Genomic DNA, 15,054 nt, shown 5'->3' with positions numbered 1-15,054 from the left:
CTCAGTCGGCCGCGCGCAGCAGCACGAGCTCGAGGCAGAAGCCTGGGCCCATCGCCAGGAGGACGCCCCACGACCCGGGTTCCGGCGTGTGGTCGGCGAGGGTGTCGGCGAGCACGTGCAGCACCGAGGCGGAGCTGAGGTTGCCGATGCGGTCGAGCGAGCGCCACGTGACGCCGAGAGCCTCGCGGTCGACCTCGAGCGCCTCCTGCATGGCCTCGAGCACCTTGGGGCCGCCGGGGTGGGCGACCCACCAGCCGATGTCGGCCCGGGTCAGGCCCTGGTCGGCGAGGAAGCGGTCGACGTCGTCACGTACGTTCTCGCGCACGAGGTCGGGCACCTCGGCCCCGAGGACGATGCGCAGGCCCGTGGCACCGACGTCCCAGCCCATGGCGCGCTCGGTCTCGGGGTAGAGGCGGCTGCGGGTCGCGACGACGTGCGGCTGGGTGGGCGCGAGGGCGGCGGCACGGTGGGCCCCGACCATGACGACGGCGGCGGCGCCGTCGCCGAAGAGGCCGCTCGCGACGAGGTTGGCCACCGAGCGGTCGTCGCGCTGGACGGTGAGGCTGCAGAGCTCGACGGAGAGCAGCACCGCCACGTCGTCCTGGTGCCCGACGAGGTAGTCGTGGACGCGGGCGACGCCGGCGGCACCGGCCACGCAGCCGAGCCCGACGAGCGGGATGCGCTTCACGTCGTCGCGCAACCCGATCTCGGCGGCGACCCGGGCCTCGATGGAGGGCACGGCGAGGCCGGTGATCGTCGTCGACACGATGAGATCGACGTCCCGCGGGGTGAGACCCGCGGCTGCGAGCGCCTTGGTGACGGCATGCGACCCGAGCTCGGTGGCGACGCGGATGAACTCGTCGTTGGCGGCGCCGAAGTCCGCGAGCTGCCAGTAGCGCTCGAGCGGCAGGGCGAGGTGGCGCCGGCTCACCCCCGCGTTCGCGTGGAACCGCTCGAGCAGCGCCCGGTCGGAGCCGACCGAGCCGAGCACCTCGGCGAAGGCGGCCGTGACGTCGGCCTGGGCGTAGGTGTGCTCCGGGAGGACTCCTCGGACGGCCGCTAGGTGGCTCACCCTGCCCACCCTAGGTGGCCGGTGGCCCGACGAGGTCCCGACGCTGGACAGCCTGCGTCCCAGGTCGACGGCCGTGCGTCTCAGCGGCGGGCGACGAGGGCCACGACGTTGACGAGCGCGATGCCGATCGCGGCCACGAAGGGGAGCCGGCCGCGCGCGAGGACCGCGACTCCCGCGAGCGCGACGCAGACCCCGAGCAGCAGGGCGCCCGTGGCATCGAGACCCGGGCCGATGGCCGCCACGGCGGTCCCCGCCAGCAGCACCACGGGTGCCAGCCACCGCACGGTCCGTGCGCCCAGCCGCTGCGGGAGCCCGTGGACCCCCGTGGCCTCGTCGTCGGCGAGGTCCGGCAGGGCGTTGAGCAGGTGCGCCCCGACCCCGAGCAGTCCCCCGGTCACCATGACCCAGGTCGACGGCCACACGGGGGCCGGGAGGGCGAGCGTCACGACGGCGGGCAGCGCGGCGAAGGCGACGGCATACGGCAGCGGGGAGAGCACCGACCGCTTGAACCAGACGTTGTAGGCCCACCCCGAGGCGACGCCCAGCAGGAGGTGGACGAGCCCGGAGGCGACGCCGCACGCCAGCGACAGCACGGTGCAGGCCACGAGGGCCACCGCGGTGGCGGCGCGCACCGTCCCCTCGGACACGACGCCCCGCGCGATCGGCTTGTCGACGCGCCCCACGGCCCGGTCGCGCGCGGCGTCGAGCAGGTCGTTGCTCCAGCCGATGGAGAGCTGGCCGGTGAGGACCGCTGCGGTCACGAGCAGCCCGCGACCGAGCGTGTGTCCCGCCGACGACGCGAGCAGGGCCGTGAGGACGGTGACGGCCACCGTCGGACCGGGATGGCACGCGAGCGCCAGACCCTGCAGCGTCGCTCTCCCTCGCCCGGCCGGCACCCGCCGAGCCTACGGCGCGAATCCCCGTTTCCCGGCAGGGTGCCACGGCCCGGCGCTAGCCTGAGGAGTCGGCGTGACGACCGCGCGCCGGATCCGCGGAACCGAAGCAGTCGGGGCTGCCGATGCGTGAGTACCCCTACGCGTTCCACGTCGCCCTCGACGGGAACGGTCTGAACGGCCTCGAGGGCCGGGCGGGCGTGTGCCTCTTCCGCTACGACCCGGTGACGGGCGACCACTCCTACAAGGTCAGCTACTTCCCCGGCGCCTCGGGCGGGCACGCGCCGAGCGTCGACCCGAGCCGGCGCGTCGGCTTCCTCGGCAACACCGGTCAGCACCTGCTCTTCTACGACCTCGCCACGCTCGAGGAGGTCGACCGGGTCTCGACGCTGCGCTTCGAGGTGCCCGACACGACGATCAAGGGCAGCACCCACCTCGTGTGGCTCGACGACACCCAGTTCGTCACCGCGATCGGCGAGCACCTGTGGCGCTTCGACGTCAACCGGCTCACCAAGGCGGAGGTCGTCGCGCCGCACGGGCTCAAGGTGCCGCACGCGATGAAGCGGACGGCGTCCGGGCGCTTCATCGTCTACGGCGGCATGGACCACCCGTCCCGCGGCGAGGCGCGCGAGGTCGGCATCCTCGACACGGTCTCGGGCGAGGTCCGCACCGTGACGCTGCCGACGACCTGCTGGCACGTCGTGTGCCACCCGGTGCTCGACGTCTTCTACGCCGTCTCCTTCCGCGTGCATCCCGCCGACCGGAGCGACTACGCGCACTGGGGCATGGCGTGGCTGCGGCAGTATGCGTTCGAGATCGACGCCGAGCAGGGCCAGGTGCTGCGCCACTGGGTCGCCGACCGCGACGTGCCGGCCCACATCAACTCCGACGTCACGATTTCGGACTCCGAGCTGATCTTCTGCACCGGCGGCAGCCACACGGTCGTCCTCGTCGACCTCGACACGATGAGCCACCACCGCCTCGTCGACGAGCACCCCGGGAGCCTCGAGTCCTGGGCCTACCCGCGCCAGTCGCTCAACACGCTCGCCGAGTCCTTCATGCGGGCCAACGTCGTCGGCAACGCCAACCTCTTCGCCGAGTCGTTCCGGGTCAGCCGCGGCTCGCTCATCGACGGCATCTACGCGTGCCAGCTCTCGGCCGACCAGACACTGCTCTTCACGGCCAACCGGGGCCAGAACCACATCAGCGTCTACGACTACCCCTCACTCGAGCTGCGCGACCGCGTCGTCATGCCCGAGCTCGGCGAGATCGACGCCGGCCTGTCGGACTGGGCCGACCCGAGGCTCGGCTTCCACCACTCCTACCTCGTCAGCCCAGACACCCCCGTGAGACCAGAGCGCACGTCCCACCCGCAGCGCACCGCCCAGGCAGGAGAGCACTGATGGCCACCTACTCGATCGACACCGCCCTGAGCGGAAGCGTGGGCAGCGACGTCACGGCCGACGTCACGAGCCAGCTGGCCGGCCTCGACGACATGAGGCTGACCCTCGCCGGGGACAACACGGTCCACACCGACTCCAGCGTCGCGCTCGCCCCGGTGACGACGACGTCGACCGTCGCCTCGACCGCCGAGCTCGACACGACGTCCAAGCTCGACTCGACCTCGGCCGTCGACACCACCTCGAAGATCGACTCGGCGGCCGTCGTCGACCTGCGGCCCGTGGCCGTCGACTCGTGCGTGCGTCTCGAGCTGGCGCCCCCGCCCGCGACGGAGGTGTCGACGCCCTACGAGCAGCAGTGGAGCTGGTCCGTGCTGGGCCTCGAGGTCTTCGCCGTCACCGTGCGCGGTCGCACGTCGACCCACGTGCGACCGGTCCCCGGCGGCCCCGTCGTCATCGACCTCTGAGGTCTGGCCATGCCGACCCCACGCCGCAGGCCGACCGCCGCGAAGACCTCCTCGACCGGGGGCCGTCCCCCGCGCCGGCGCCCTCCTTCGGCCAAGGCCGACCACCCGGACGACGCCGTCGTGCTGTCGGGCCCGCCGGGGCGGCTCACGACCACCGTGACCGTCGAGAACCTCACCGCCGACCGGCTCGTCGTCCGGCGCCCCACGCTGCACCTCGACGGGGAGGCCGTGACCGGCGCCGCGAGCGCCATCATCCCGGCGGGCCGCACCGTCGAGGTTCCCGTCGTCGTGCCGCTCCCGGCCACCACGCCACCCGGTCGGCACGAGGCCGAGATGGAGCTGGGCGGAGTGCGCCACCGGGTCGTCGTCGACGTGGCCCCCCACCTCTCGCTCGACCTGAGCCCGCGCCGCGTCCTCGCGGTCGGGGGGAGCCAGGACGTGGCACTCGTCGTCACCAACACCGGCAACGTGCGTATGCCGTTGGCCTCGGTCACGATGGCCCGCACCGACGACGGTGGACCCGACCCCGGCCCCGACGTCGTCCTCACGCTCGAAGCCCCCGTGGTCGTCGAGCCCGGCGCGACCGTCACCCTCGCCGCCCGCCTCGAGGTGCCCGCCGGGCTCGAGGCCGCACGGCGCCACACCGCCTCCGTCCCCGTCGGCGTCGCCGACCTGGACGTCGTCATCCTTCCGCGAGACCGATCGGAGTCGAAGTCATGAGCACCTCCACGCCGGACCTGTTCACCTCCTTGCGCAACGGCTGGGTCGACGCCCTCCAGCAGTGGACCGACGCCTCCCAGTCGCTGTGGGACGAGGTCGCCGCGCCGTTCACGGGCGGCGGCAGCGCGCCGTCCGGCTCGGCGTGGACCGCGTGGCCGGCGTGGGGCCAGCAGCGCTCCCGGCCGACGCACGACCACGGACACGACCACCGGCACGACCACCGGCACGACCACGGTCACGACCACGGGCCACAGCATGACGAACCACGCGACCACGGCCACGACCACGGGCACGACGGCCACCGGCACGACGAACACCACCACGGCCACCACGGGTGCGGTGAAGGCCGTGAGTGCGGCGGCTGCGGTGGCAGCCGGGGCTGCGGCGAGTGCCGCGGCGAGTGCGGCTGCGGCTGGGGCTGCGGGGAGCACGGTGACGCCCGCGGTGGCTCGACGTGCGGCTGTGGAGGCGCCTGCTCCTGCTGCGTGCCCGACGCCGACGTCGTGGTCCACACCCGCGTCGGCGAGCGCCGCATCGTCCCGCTCGCCCTGCACAACGCGTGGCGCCGCGAGCGCCCGGTCACCCTCGCGGTCGGCCCGTGGCACGTCGGCAGCGACACGGACCTCGTGGTCGTCGCGGTGCTCGAGGAGGAGCAGGTGACCCTGGCGCCGTGCGAGGACCGCATCGTGCGGCTCGTCATCGGTGTCACGACCACGACGGGCGCCGGTGGCAAGCCCGGCGACGGCTCGGGAGGTGCCGGCGACCCGGGCAAGCCCGGAGGCAGCTCTGACGCGAACGGCCCGAGCGAGAACCAGGGCGGCTCCGACGTCCACCTCGACACGCACGTGGGGATGGGTCAGGGCCGGATGCCCGGCGACCTCGACGCGTGCGCATCCGCCTACGCCGACGTCCGCTTCGAGGGCTGCTCGCGCCCGCTTCGCGTCGCCGTGGTCGTGAGCCCGGCGCCGTGCCATCCGGTCGAGGCCGGCTGCGACTGCGGCTGCTGCTGAGGAGGCCCGCGATGTCGTCGAACGCGAGGAGCCAGGACGAGATGCTGGCGAGGATCACCGAGCTGGCGCGCGACGCCTGGTCGGCGCAGGCCAGCTTCGCCCGCCAGTCGATCGAGCTGGGCCGTGCCACGCTGACGTCCGAGGTCGACCCGACCACCGCCGGGCGGGCGTGGATGGAGGCGGTGAGCCGTGAGGGCGCCCGCTACTGGAAGGACGTGGGCGAGCTCGGCCTCGACGTGGCCGGCAGCCTCGTCGCGATCGGGAGCCGGAGCATGGCCCGGGTCATCTCCGACACCCGGTCCGCGACGCGGGGCGCCACCCGCGCCGAGCCGGGGCGTCGGCCAACAGCCGGCCCGGCACCGCACCGGGCCCACCGCCACGGCCCCGACGACGACCGCGACCACCACCACGACCATCCCGCCGACGTCGTCGTGACCGGTCGGCCCGCGGAGGGCGACGGGGCCGGGGCGCACGAGCCCGGTGACGGCATACGACGGGCCGGGGTGACGCTGCACGGGCGCCCGGGAGACACGGCGACGGGCACGGTCACCCTGTCGAACGCCCACCCGCGAGCCCGCAGGGTCCTGCTCTCGGCCGGCCGGCTGCAACCCGACACGGGGCGGCACGTCGAGCTCGAGCTGCGGCTCGATCCCGACGGCGTCACGATCCCGGCGGGATCCGAGCACGACGTGCTGCTCGAGGTCGACCTGAACCCCGGCGTGGTGCGTCCGGGTGAGCGCTACGAGGGCGTCATCCAGGTGACGGGCGGCGTCGAGGCGGAGCTGGACGTGGCGGTCGTCGTCGAGGAGTGACCGGCCGGGGCCCGAGCGGCCGCGCCGCGCGCACCGCAGGAGCGAGGCGCAGCGACTCCCGCACGACCCGCGGCAGGTCGGGTCCGATGGCGAGCCACGCGAGAGAGGCGGCCACGGCCTCGCGGGCGGGGCGGGCGGCATACCCGATCTCCCGGGCACGGCCCGACGCGTACCAGTAGTAGCGACCGACCGTCGTGGCCTCCTCGCGGGTCGACAGCGGCGGCGTCGAGGTGAGCCTGGCCCACGCCTCGGCAGCGCCGGCCGCCAGCCAGGCTGCCGCAGCGGGCAGCTCGAGGACCGGCTGACCGACGCCGGCCAGGTCGGCGACGAGGCCGTGCAACGTGCGCCACGAGACGTCCTCGCCGCCGAGGAGGTAGCGCTCGCCCGGCCGACCGCGTTCGAGCAGGGCCACGTGACCCGCACCGACGTCGCGGGCGTCGACGACGTTGCAGCCGCCGGGAAAGGTGCTGCGCGTGGCGTCGAGGAGGTAGCGCAGCACGATGGCGTTGCTCGGGCCGAGCCGGTCGTAGGGGCCGCCGAGGACGACGGTCGGCAGGGCGAGCACCACCTCGAGCCCGGTGCGCTCGGCGACCTCGAGGGCCACCTGCTCCTGCCGGACCTTGCTCGCGTAGTAGGCAGGCGCCGGTTCGGTGCCGAGGTGGTGCCGCTCGTCGCGAGGCAGCGGTTGCAGGCTCGATCCGCGGGTCACCGCCGAGCTCGTCACGACGGCCCGGGCGGCGCCGGCTGCGGCCGCCGCCTCGAGCACGGCGCCCGTCCCGGTGACGTTGACGTCGGTGAGCTCGGCCGTCGCGGCGGAGTCGTAGGAGTAGACGGCAGCGCAGTGCACGACGGCGTCCATCCCGTCGAGGGCCCGGGTGAGGGAGGGCGGATCGGCGAGGTCGGCGCGGGTCTGACCGATCTCGCCGAGAGCGAGCAACCGCTCGGGCAGCCGGCGTCCACGCCGGGTCACGGCCACCACCTCGTGGCCGCCGGCCAGGGCGGCCGCGACGACGTGGTGGCCGACGAGGCCCGTGGCGCCGGTCACCGCGACCCTCATGGACCCGCCACCTCGGGGTCTGGAGGCACGGCCCGGCGCGGGCCCGGGCGCGAGCCACGGACGTGCCGGAAGCCGTGCTGGTCGAGGGCCGGGTCGGGCGCAGGCGATCGGACGCTGCTCCCAGCTACGTCGCCGACGAGTCGAGCGGTGAGGCCGTCGACGACCATGCGCACCGACTCCGTGAGCAGGGGCCCCGACGGGTCCGGAGGCGGACGGCCGATGCGGTGCTCGCGCCCCTCGAAGCACGCCTCGAGGTTGTCGAAGGTCGCGGTGAAGAACCGGCGGTAGGCCTCCTCGAGGAGGGGCCGGTGCAGCTCGGGCACCGACGGCAGGTCGACCGCGTCGAGCGCCGCGGGAAGCGTGAAGAGCTGCCGGCCCCGGATCGTCACCATGGTGCCGGCGCCACCGTCGGGCCCGTCGCCACCGTCGGGCCCGGTCGCACCGGCCCGCTCGAAGGTGAGGGTGCCGTCGTCGTGGACGGCCGAGCCGTTGGGGCTCGAGACGGTGCGCCACAGCAGCCGGTGGCGGTCCGGGCCGCGCTCGACGAGCTCGATCTTGCAGACGTCGATGGGCTCACCGCCCCACGCGGCGAGGTAGTTCGGCTGCGGCAGGTAGAGGTTGCGCTCGGCCTGACGCTGTCGCGTGTCCCCTCCTCCGTCGGCCACGACGGGATCTCCGACGGGCACTCGCCGGCCACCGACGTAGTCGGCCATGAGGCTGATGCCCTCGGCGACGTCGACGCGCTCGACCCACGCGTCGAAGTCGGCCGGTACGAGCCGTCGGACCTCGAAGACGGTGGCGCCGTCGACGAGGCACCACCGCAGGGCCTCCGGGTCGTCCGACACCGGCAGGCGGTCGATGACCGCGTCGACCGCGGCGAGCTGCTCGGGCAGCCCGTCGTAGTCGTCGTCCGGGTGGGCGGCGGGGTCGAAGCCGAGGGAGACGACCCGTCGCTCGACCGTGGACTTGTCCATCGTCGCGCCCCACGCCTCACCGCCGGCGGCCACTGTCGCGGCCAGGCCGAGCAGCCCCACGAGCCCGGCCTGTCCGACCGGGTCGGTGGCGGCGCGGACCGCCTCGGTCACGACCGGTCTCAGGGCCGCGAGCACGGGGTCGGCCGGGACCGACCCGGCATCCGGGCCGCCCGTCGCCGCGCTGAGGACCCGCGCCAGGCGGAGGTCCCGAGCCACTCGACGAGCTGCCCTGACCGCCAGCGGATGAGCGTGGGCCACGGCGCCGAAGGGCCGTAGGTCACCCTCGACCGACCCGGCCGGCGCGCCGATCGCCGCCACGGCCCGCTCGACCAGCGACGAGCTCGACCGGTCCACGCCCAGCAGCCCCGCGAGCGTGACGTCCGCCAGCACCGGGTCGCGGGCGACGACGACCGTGTCGGTCTCCGTCTCGTCCGGGAGTCGGCTGCCGTCGGCGCCACCGCTCGTCGAGAGGGCATCGAGCACCGCCAGGTGCGGGCGCAGGTGCCGTGCCACCTCGACGGCCACGTCCGCCGGCTCGCACCCGGCCACCTCCGGGACGGCTCGGAGCAGCGTGTCGAGGCACCCGGCATACGTGTCGACGAGGTCGGTGACGGCGCGACCGACGACGACTCGGGTCCCGGCGGTCAGCCACGCCGTCGAGACCGGCTGACCGGCGAGGGCGCTCGTCGCGGGGGCCAGGGAGGGCACGAGGTCCTCGGCGAGGTCGATGACGGCATACGACCGCCCGCGAGCCGTGCGGCCGGTGAGGCCCGCCGCGTGCGCGAGCGCGCCGACGTCGCGGTGCCCGCGGTCGCGGTCCCGGCTCGCGAGCAGACCCGCGACGGTCACCTCGCACCCCGCCTCCACGAGGGCGTCCACGACGACGTGCACGACGGTCGACGAGGCCGGGGTCGGCGGTGAGAGCCGCACGAGTACGACCGCCGCGCCGGGCAGTGGCGCCGGGGGCAGCAGCCGGCGCACCGCTGCTGCGAGGAGCGCGGGGTCACGTCCCCGGACGACGATGGCGTCCGGAGGGTCAGACGGTTCGGCGACGCCGGAGGGCCGCATACCTCCCATGAAACCAGCGCGGCGTCCGGCCCGGTCCGGATCGGCCGAAAGGGTGCGAGCGCCACCCCGCAGAGGTCAGACGGTCGGGGTGATCCGCACGACGACACGCCTGCTGTTGCCGCGGCGCACGACCCACTCGATCGCCATGAAGATGCGGAACTCGACGCCGTACTTGCGCGCGAGGCGGCGGTTCACGGCGTCGGAGGCGGCCGAGTCGGTGATGATCTCGCCGGTCCCCTCGACGACCGGGGCGCCCTCCTTGACCTTTCCGCGACGGTCGCACGGCTGGAGGCTGACGCGCGGGTCGTGGCGCAGACGCTTGAGCTTGCCGGCACCCTCGGGCGTGCTGACGATGGCGGCTCCGGCGTCGGGCAGCACCCACACCGGGGTCGGGACCGGCTCGCCGTTGCGGCGGTAGGTCGTCATCAGCACGAAGCGTTCGCCGCCGAGGTTGTGGAGGGTGGGCGCCTGGGTCATGGCGGAGACATACCCGTTGACGCTTCATCCACCTCATCGCGCCCGCGGCCCTTCGCACGTCAGCCCCGGGTCACCGTGCGCGCCCGACGGCGCGTGTCGGACCGCGTGGCTACGATCGGCGGGTGAGCGCCAAGCCCGCCGTCGTCGAAGCGCCCAGTCCGTCGAGCCCGTCCGGGGTGCGGGAGGTGCGAGTCTCCAGCCCCGACCGCGTGCTGTGGCCGGCGGCCGGGATGGCCGACGGCAGGCCGGTCACCAAGCTCGACATGGCGACCTACCTCGTCACGGTGGCCGACCCGATGCTGCGCGCCCTCGGCGACCGGCCGGTCACGCTCCAGCGCTTCCCCGAGGGCATCGAGGGCGAGGAGTTCTTCTCGAAGAACCCGCCCAAGGGCGTTCCCGAGGGCACCCGCACCGTCATGTGCACGTATCCGTCGGGCCGCAGGCACCCGCAGCTCGTCATCGACGAGATCGCCGATGCCGTGTGGGCGGCCCAGATGAACACCATCACCTTCCACCCGTGGCCCGTCCGCACCGCCGACGTCGACAACCCCGACGAGCTGCGCATCGACCTCGACCCGCAGCCGGGGCGGGGCTTCAAGGACGCTGTCGAGGCGGCCGTCGCCCTGCGCGAGGTGATGGCCGAGATCGGGCTCACGGCCTGGGCCAAGACGTCCGGCAACCGTGGCGTGCACGTCTATGCGCGGGTCGCGCCGACGCACGAGTTCCTCGACGTGCGGCACGGCGTCATCGGCATCGCCCGCGAGCTCGAGCGCCGGCTGCCCGACCTCGTCACGACGTCGTGGTGGAAGGAGGAGCGCGGCCAGAAGGTCTTCGTCGACTTCAACCAGGCCTGCCGCGACCGGACCATCGCCTCGGCCTACTCTCCACGTCCGCTGCCGGGTGCGCCCGTGTCGACGCCGGTCACGTGGGACGAGCTCGGGTCGGTCGACCCGAAGGAGCTGACGGTGCGCACGGTCCCCGAGCTCGTGGCCTCGAGGGGCGACGCCTGGGCTGGCATCGACGACGAGGTCGGCGACGTGGCCGCGGCGATCGCCCTGTGGGACAAGGACCTCGAGGAGCGTGGCCTCGGAGAGCTGAACTTCCCGCCGGACTACCCGAAGATGCCGGGCGAGCCGCCGCGCGTGCAGCCGAGCAAGCGCCGGAGCGACAAGGCGGACGCCGAGTACATGGCACCCAAGGCCGAGCGTGATGCCGACCTCCGCACGACGTGGGGTATGCCGGTCGTCCCGCCGGTGTCGCCGATGCTCGCCAAGCCGGTCAAGGACTTCTCGGCCGTCAAGGTCGACGTGCTCTACGAGCCGAAGTGGGACGGCTTCCGGTCGATCATCTTCCGCTCGGGCGACCTCGTGGAGATCGGCTCACGCAACGAGAAGCCGATGACGCGCTACTTCCCCGACGTCGTCGAGGCCGTGCTCGCGAACTTCCCCGACAAGTGCGTCATCGACGGCGAGATCGTCCTCGTCTCTCCCGAGTCCGGCGACCGGCTCGACTTCGACCTGCTCCAGCAGCGCATCCACCCGGCCGCCTCACGCGTCAAGAAGCTCGCGGCCGAGACGCCGGCGTCGTTCGTCGCCTTCGACCTGCTGGCTCTCGGCGAGGAGTCCTACCTCGACAAGCCGTTCGCCGAGCGGCGCGCGGCGCTGGAGAAGGCACTGGCGGGCGCCGAGGCCCCGGTCCACCTGACGGCAGCCACGGCCGACCGCGACGTCGCGAAGGGCTGGTTCACCGAGTTCGAGGGCGCCGGCCTCGACGGCGTCATCGCCAAGCCCGTCGACATCGCGTACGAGCCCGACAAGCGCCTGATGTTCAAGATCAAGCACGAGCGCACCGCCGACTGCGTCGTCGCCGGCTACCGCGTGCACAAGAGCGGGCCCGACGCCATCGGCTCGCTGCTGCTCGGGCTCTACGGCGACGACGGACAGCTCGCCTCGGTCGGCGTCATCGGGGCGTTCCCGATAGCCCGCCGCAAGGAGCTCTTCGAGGAGCTGCAGCCGCTCGTGGCCGAGTGGGACGAGCACCCGTGGAACTGGGGCCAGCCCACCGACGACGGCAGCCTGCGCACGCCGCGCTCGTCCGAGTACTCCCGGTGGAACAACGGCAAGGACCTCTCCTTCGTGCCGTTGCGCCCCGAGCGCGTCGTCGAGGTGCGCTACGACCACATGGAGGGCGCGCGCTTCCGGCACACCGCCCAGTTCGTCCGGTGGCGCGAGGACCGCACCCCCGAGTCGTGCACCTTCGAGCAGCTCGACGAGCCGGTCAGCTACGACCTGGCCGACGTCCTCTCCGCCGGGTCCGACTGAGCCCTCGCGGGTCGAGGTGTGGCCTCGCGCCCGGGCGCGACGGCATACCTCGGCGCCCGGAGGGCGTGTCTCAGTGGCGGGCCTGGCGCGGTCGGCGGTCGTGGTGCCGGTCGGCGGCCTCGCGCAGCTGCGCGACGACCTTGGCCTCGGCGTCGTTGAGGGCGGCCTTGGTGTCGTCCAGGTTGGAGACGCCGATGACGGTCGGCAGTCCGCTGATGCAGACCTCGACGGAGGTGTGCATGCCCGGCTGCCCGCGGTCCTTGACCCGCAGACCGATGTGCACCATCGACGGGTCGAAGCGCTCCAGCTGGGTGAACAGCTGGGTCAGGGCGTGCTCGATGAAGGGGAGGTCGTCCTCGTGGTACCCGTCCTCGAGGCGGACCCGCTCCATGTACAGGCTGGACGTGCTCATGCCGAGCTCCTTTGCCGCGTGGGCGCCGTGCTCGACGTCCATCTCGAGTCTATCGAGCGGCCTCGGGGGCCAGTCCCTCCGGCGGCTATGAGAGTGCTCACCCGGGAGGTCGAGCGGCTCAGCGGTCCCCGTGCCCCGAGCGCCGGACGTGACGCCGGACCGAACCGTCCGCGACGAGGACGGCCCCGGCTCGGTGGACGCGGGCCAGGACCACGCCCGCGCTGTCGGGCCCGCCCGCTCCGCTCTCGAAGAGCGCCAGCCGGGGGCGCTCGACGTAGTGTCCCGGCACCGGACCGTCAGGGCCGACGACCTCGTCGTCGGGCACCTCGTCCCACGCCACCGCGAGGTGCACGCGCCCGTGGCTGTCGGGGGTGACGGCGCTCCCGTCGACCCCGGCGCGCTCGGTCAGCACGATCTCCCGACCGACCGCGTCGATGGCCATGCCCGGTGACACGACGACGACATCGCCGTCGACCGAGACGTCGAGCCCTTCGACGACACCGGAGCCGTGGAGCATCCGGTTGTGCAGCCACGATCGCTCACGGCCGGCCTGCTGCTCGTCCCGGAAGTCGTCGGCGCTGAGGAGGCGCCCCTCGAAGTAGTTCACCCTCCGACGTGGTGCATCGGGCAGCGTCATCGCGGCCTCCTTCTCGCAGGGACCTCAGAGCAGGTCGGTGAGCTCGGTCCTCGCGGCCTCGCGGACGGCGGTGAGGGCGTCGACGGCCGTCCGGGCGCTGCGGGCGGCCACGGCGATCGCCTGGCACTCGGCGACCGAGTGGAGCGAGAGCGCGAGCCGGACGACCGGCACCTTGCTCGGGGCCATCGACAGCGACGAGACGCCGAGCCCGACGAGCACGAGGGCGAGCAGCGGGTCACCCGCCGACTCACCGCACACCCCGATGGGGCGGTTGACCCGGGCGGCGCCGTCGCAGGCGAGCCCGACGACATCGAGCACGGCGGGCTGCCACGGGTCGAGCAGGTCGGACAGCGCGCCCTGCATGCGGTCGGCGGCCATCGTGTACTGCGCCAGGTCGTTGGTGCCAAGCGAGCCGAAGTCGACCTCGCCGAGCACGTGGTGCGCCCGGAGCGCGGCCCCCGGCACCTCGATCATGACGCCGGCCTTGGGCAGGCCGTTCTCGCGGACGCGCCGGGCGAACCAGGCCGCCTCCTCGGCCGTCGCGACCATCGGGGCCATGACGCGGACGTCGGCGCCCGTCTCGCGAGCGGCGATGGCGAGGGCCTCGAGCTGCGCGTCGAGCAGGTCGGGCCGTTCGGCCGAGAGCCGGAGTCCGCGTCGCCCGAGGGCCGGGTTCTCCTCCGGGCCGAGGTCGGCGAACTTCAGCGGCTTGTCGGCGCCGGCGTCGAGGGTGCGCACGACGACCCGGCGCCCTTCGAACGGCGCGAAGACGCCACGGTAGATCTCGGTCTGCTCCTCGACCGTCGGCGCCTTGGCCGCGGAGAGGTAGACGAACTCGGTGCGGAAGAGCCCGACGCCCTCGAGGTCCTGGGCGCCCGCGGCGACGGCGTCCTCGACCCCACCGATGTTGGCGAGCAGGGCCACCTCGGCGCCGTCGGACGTGCGTCCCGGACCGGAGAGCCGCCCGAGCGCCTCGGCACGCCGGGCGGCCCGCTCGCGCTGTGCCGTCACGAGCTCCATGTCCGGGGCGATCGTGACCTCGCCGGTGTCGCCGTCGAGCGCGACCGGCGTGCCGGGCGCGATCTCGGTGGCGCCGGCGAGCTGCACGACGGCCGGGATGCCCATCTGGGCCGCGAGGATCGCCGTGTGGCTCGTGCGACCGCCTGCCTCGGTGATGATGCCGACGACGAGGCGCCGGTCGAGCGTCGCCGTCTCGGCGGGCGCGAGGTCCTCCGCGACGATGACGCTCGGCTCGGAGAAGGGCGGCACGCCGGGCGCCGGGACGCCGAGCACCGCTGCGACGGCACGGGATCCGACGTCGCGCAGGTCGGCGACCCGCTCGGCGAAGTAGCCGCCGAGCGCCTCGAACTGCGCGGCATACGTCTCGACCGCGTTCTCGATCGAGTGCGCCCGGCCGTGGCCGGCCGCGAGCTCCTTGGCGGCGGCCTTGACGAGCCCCTTGTCGCGCGCGATGAGGGCGGTCGCCTTGAGGATCTGCTGGGCCGTGTCGTCGACCCGTGTCGCCCGCTCCTCGAGGGAGACGGCGACCGACTCGAAGGCCGCGCGCACGTCGGCGAGCGCGGCCTCCTCGTCGTCGACCGCCTTCTCGTCGGCCGGCGGCCGGACCGGCGGTGCGACCTGCACCACCGGTCCGTATGCCGTGCCCGGGCTGACGCCGATGCCGTGCCGGGTCTCCGGCTGGGTGTCCGGCTGGGTGTCCGACTCGGCCATGGT

At 73.8% G+C, this 15,054-nt stretch carries 14 protein-coding genes; 6 read left to right on the top strand and 8 right to left on the bottom strand.

The window, feature by feature from the left end; all coding sequences use genetic code 11:
- Position 1: 1 nt before the first annotated feature.
- Positions 2-1,072, bottom strand: coding sequence for a type III polyketide synthase (locus tag TAE01_RS17115; RefSeq protein WP_147068021.1), 1,071 nt, complete (start codon positions 1,070-1,072; stop codon positions 2-4).
- An 80-nt stretch (positions 1,073-1,152) separates the two neighbouring features.
- On the bottom strand, positions 1,153-1,968 hold the full coding sequence (locus TAE01_RS17110) for a UbiA family prenyltransferase (RefSeq protein ID WP_222594167.1): 816 nt from the start codon (positions 1,966-1,968) through the stop codon (positions 1,153-1,155).
- A 122-nt stretch (positions 1,969-2,090) separates the two neighbouring features.
- On the opposite strand from TAE01_RS17110, the gene TAE01_RS17105 reads away from it, so the two are divergent.
- The 5 genes from TAE01_RS17105 to TAE01_RS17085 are packed head-to-tail and all read left to right on the top strand — an operon-like array spanning position 2,091 to position 6,374.
- Positions 2,091-3,368, top strand: coding sequence for an NHL repeat-containing protein (locus TAE01_RS17105; RefSeq protein ID WP_186815263.1), 1,278 nt, complete (start codon positions 2,091-2,093; stop codon positions 3,366-3,368).
- Positions 3,368-3,832: a hypothetical protein gene (locus TAE01_RS17100; RefSeq protein ID WP_147068020.1), complete on the top strand. Its 465-nt coding sequence runs from the start codon at positions 3,368-3,370 to the stop codon at positions 3,830-3,832. Before TAE01_RS17105 ends, TAE01_RS17100 begins: the two co-directional genes overlap by 1 nt.
- A gap of 9 nt (positions 3,833-3,841) precedes the next feature.
- On the top strand, positions 3,842-4,552 hold the full coding sequence (locus TAE01_RS17095) for a hypothetical protein (RefSeq protein WP_147068019.1): 711 nt from the start codon (positions 3,842-3,844) through the stop codon (positions 4,550-4,552).
- The gene (locus tag TAE01_RS20595) at positions 4,549-5,562 is read left to right on the top strand and encodes a hypothetical protein (protein ID WP_186815262.1); all 1,014 of its coding nucleotides are present in this window, start codon (positions 4,549-4,551) and stop codon (positions 5,560-5,562) included. The genes TAE01_RS17095 and TAE01_RS20595 overlap by 4 nt, the downstream gene beginning before the upstream one ends.
- An 11-nt stretch (positions 5,563-5,573) precedes the next feature.
- Positions 5,574-6,374, top strand: coding sequence for a hypothetical protein (locus TAE01_RS17085; protein ID WP_147068018.1), 801 nt, complete (start codon positions 5,574-5,576; stop codon positions 6,372-6,374).
- On the opposite strand, the gene TAE01_RS17080 is transcribed toward TAE01_RS17085, so the two are convergent.
- From TAE01_RS17080 to TAE01_RS17070, 3 genes are all read right to left on the bottom strand, one after another.
- Positions 6,313-7,431 carry an NAD-dependent epimerase/dehydratase family protein gene (locus TAE01_RS17080; protein WP_147068017.1) on the bottom strand — a complete coding sequence of 373 codons (1,119 nt, stop codon included), beginning with the start codon at positions 7,429-7,431 and terminating at the stop codon, positions 6,313-6,315. The two genes, TAE01_RS17085 and TAE01_RS17080, sit on opposite strands and share 62 nt — an antisense overlap.
- Positions 7,428-9,473, bottom strand: a complete 2,046-nt coding sequence (locus TAE01_RS17075) for an amino acid adenylation domain-containing protein (protein WP_147068016.1) — start codon at positions 9,471-9,473, stop codon at positions 7,428-7,430. The genes TAE01_RS17080 and TAE01_RS17075 overlap by 4 nt, the downstream gene beginning before the upstream one ends.
- 75 nt (positions 9,474-9,548) lie before the next feature.
- Positions 9,549-9,950, bottom strand: a complete 402-nt coding sequence (locus tag TAE01_RS17070; RefSeq protein WP_147068015.1) for a PPOX class F420-dependent oxidoreductase — start codon at positions 9,948-9,950, stop codon at positions 9,549-9,551.
- A 122-nt stretch (positions 9,951-10,072) separates the two neighbouring features.
- Between TAE01_RS17070 and TAE01_RS21145 the strand changes: the two genes are divergently transcribed.
- Complete coding sequence (locus TAE01_RS21145; RefSeq protein WP_147068014.1) at positions 10,073-12,271, top strand: ATP-dependent DNA ligase; 2,199 nt, start codon at positions 10,073-10,075, stop codon at positions 12,269-12,271.
- Between the two features lie 70 nt (positions 12,272-12,341).
- On the opposite strand, the gene TAE01_RS17060 is transcribed toward TAE01_RS21145, so the two are convergent.
- The 3 genes from TAE01_RS17060 to ptsP form a co-directional block, all read right to left on the bottom strand.
- On the bottom strand, positions 12,342-12,683 hold the full coding sequence (locus tag TAE01_RS17060; protein WP_246111418.1) for a hypothetical protein: 342 nt from the start codon (positions 12,681-12,683) through the stop codon (positions 12,342-12,344).
- Positions 12,684-12,801: 118 nt separating this feature from the next.
- Positions 12,802-13,320: a hypothetical protein gene (locus TAE01_RS17055; protein WP_147068012.1), complete on the bottom strand. Its 519-nt coding sequence runs from the start codon at positions 13,318-13,320 to the stop codon at positions 12,802-12,804.
- 24 nt (positions 13,321-13,344) lie between these two features.
- A complete protein-coding gene (ptsP, locus tag TAE01_RS17050) occupies positions 13,345-15,051 on the bottom strand; it encodes a phosphoenolpyruvate--protein phosphotransferase (RefSeq protein ID WP_147068011.1) in 1,707 nt (568 codons plus the stop codon).
- Positions 15,052-15,054 lie beyond the last annotated feature (3 nt).

The organism is Terrabacter aerolatus, from assembly GCF_007991735.1.
GTDB classification, from domain to species: Bacteria; Actinomycetota; Actinomycetes; order Actinomycetales; family Dermatophilaceae; genus Terrabacter; species Terrabacter aerolatus.
The sequence above is the reverse complement of the archived record's forward strand: the minus strand, read 5'-3'. Positions and strand labels throughout refer to the sequence as shown.

Excerpts from the sequence above, each read along its gene's own strand:
- TAE01_RS17105 (WP_186815263.1), top strand. The coding sequence starts at position 2,091 with ATGCGTGAGTACCCCTACGCGTTCCACGTCGCCCTCGACGGGAACGGT.
- TAE01_RS17100 (WP_147068020.1), top strand. The coding sequence starts at position 3,368 with ATGGCCACCTACTCGATCGACACCGCCCTGAGCGGAAGCGTGGGCAGC.
- TAE01_RS17095 (WP_147068019.1), top strand. The coding sequence starts at position 3,842 with ATGCCGACCCCACGCCGCAGGCCGACCGCCGCGAAGACCTCCTCGACC.
- TAE01_RS20595 (WP_186815262.1), top strand. The coding sequence starts at position 4,549 with ATGAGCACCTCCACGCCGGACCTGTTCACCTCCTTGCGCAACGGCTGG.
- TAE01_RS17085 (WP_147068018.1), top strand. The coding sequence starts at position 5,574 with ATGTCGTCGAACGCGAGGAGCCAGGACGAGATGCTGGCGAGGATCACC.
- TAE01_RS17080 (WP_147068017.1), bottom strand. The coding sequence starts at position 7,431 with ATGAGGGTCGCGGTGACCGGCGCCACGGGCCTCGTCGGCCACCACGTC.
- TAE01_RS17075 (WP_147068016.1), bottom strand. The coding sequence starts at position 9,473 with ATGCGGCCCTCCGGCGTCGCCGAACCGTCTGACCCTCCGGACGCCATC.
- TAE01_RS17070 (WP_147068015.1), bottom strand. The coding sequence starts at position 9,950 with ATGACCCAGGCGCCCACCCTCCACAACCTCGGCGGCGAACGCTTCGTG.
- TAE01_RS17060 (WP_246111418.1), bottom strand. The coding sequence starts at position 12,683 with ATGAGCACGTCCAGCCTGTACATGGAGCGGGTCCGCCTCGAGGACGGG.
- TAE01_RS17055 (WP_147068012.1), bottom strand. The coding sequence starts at position 13,320 with ATGACGCTGCCCGATGCACCACGTCGGAGGGTGAACTACTTCGAGGGG.
- ptsP (WP_147068011.1), bottom strand. The coding sequence starts at position 15,051 with ATGGCCGAGTCGGACACCCAGCCGGACACCCAGCCGGAGACCCGGCAC.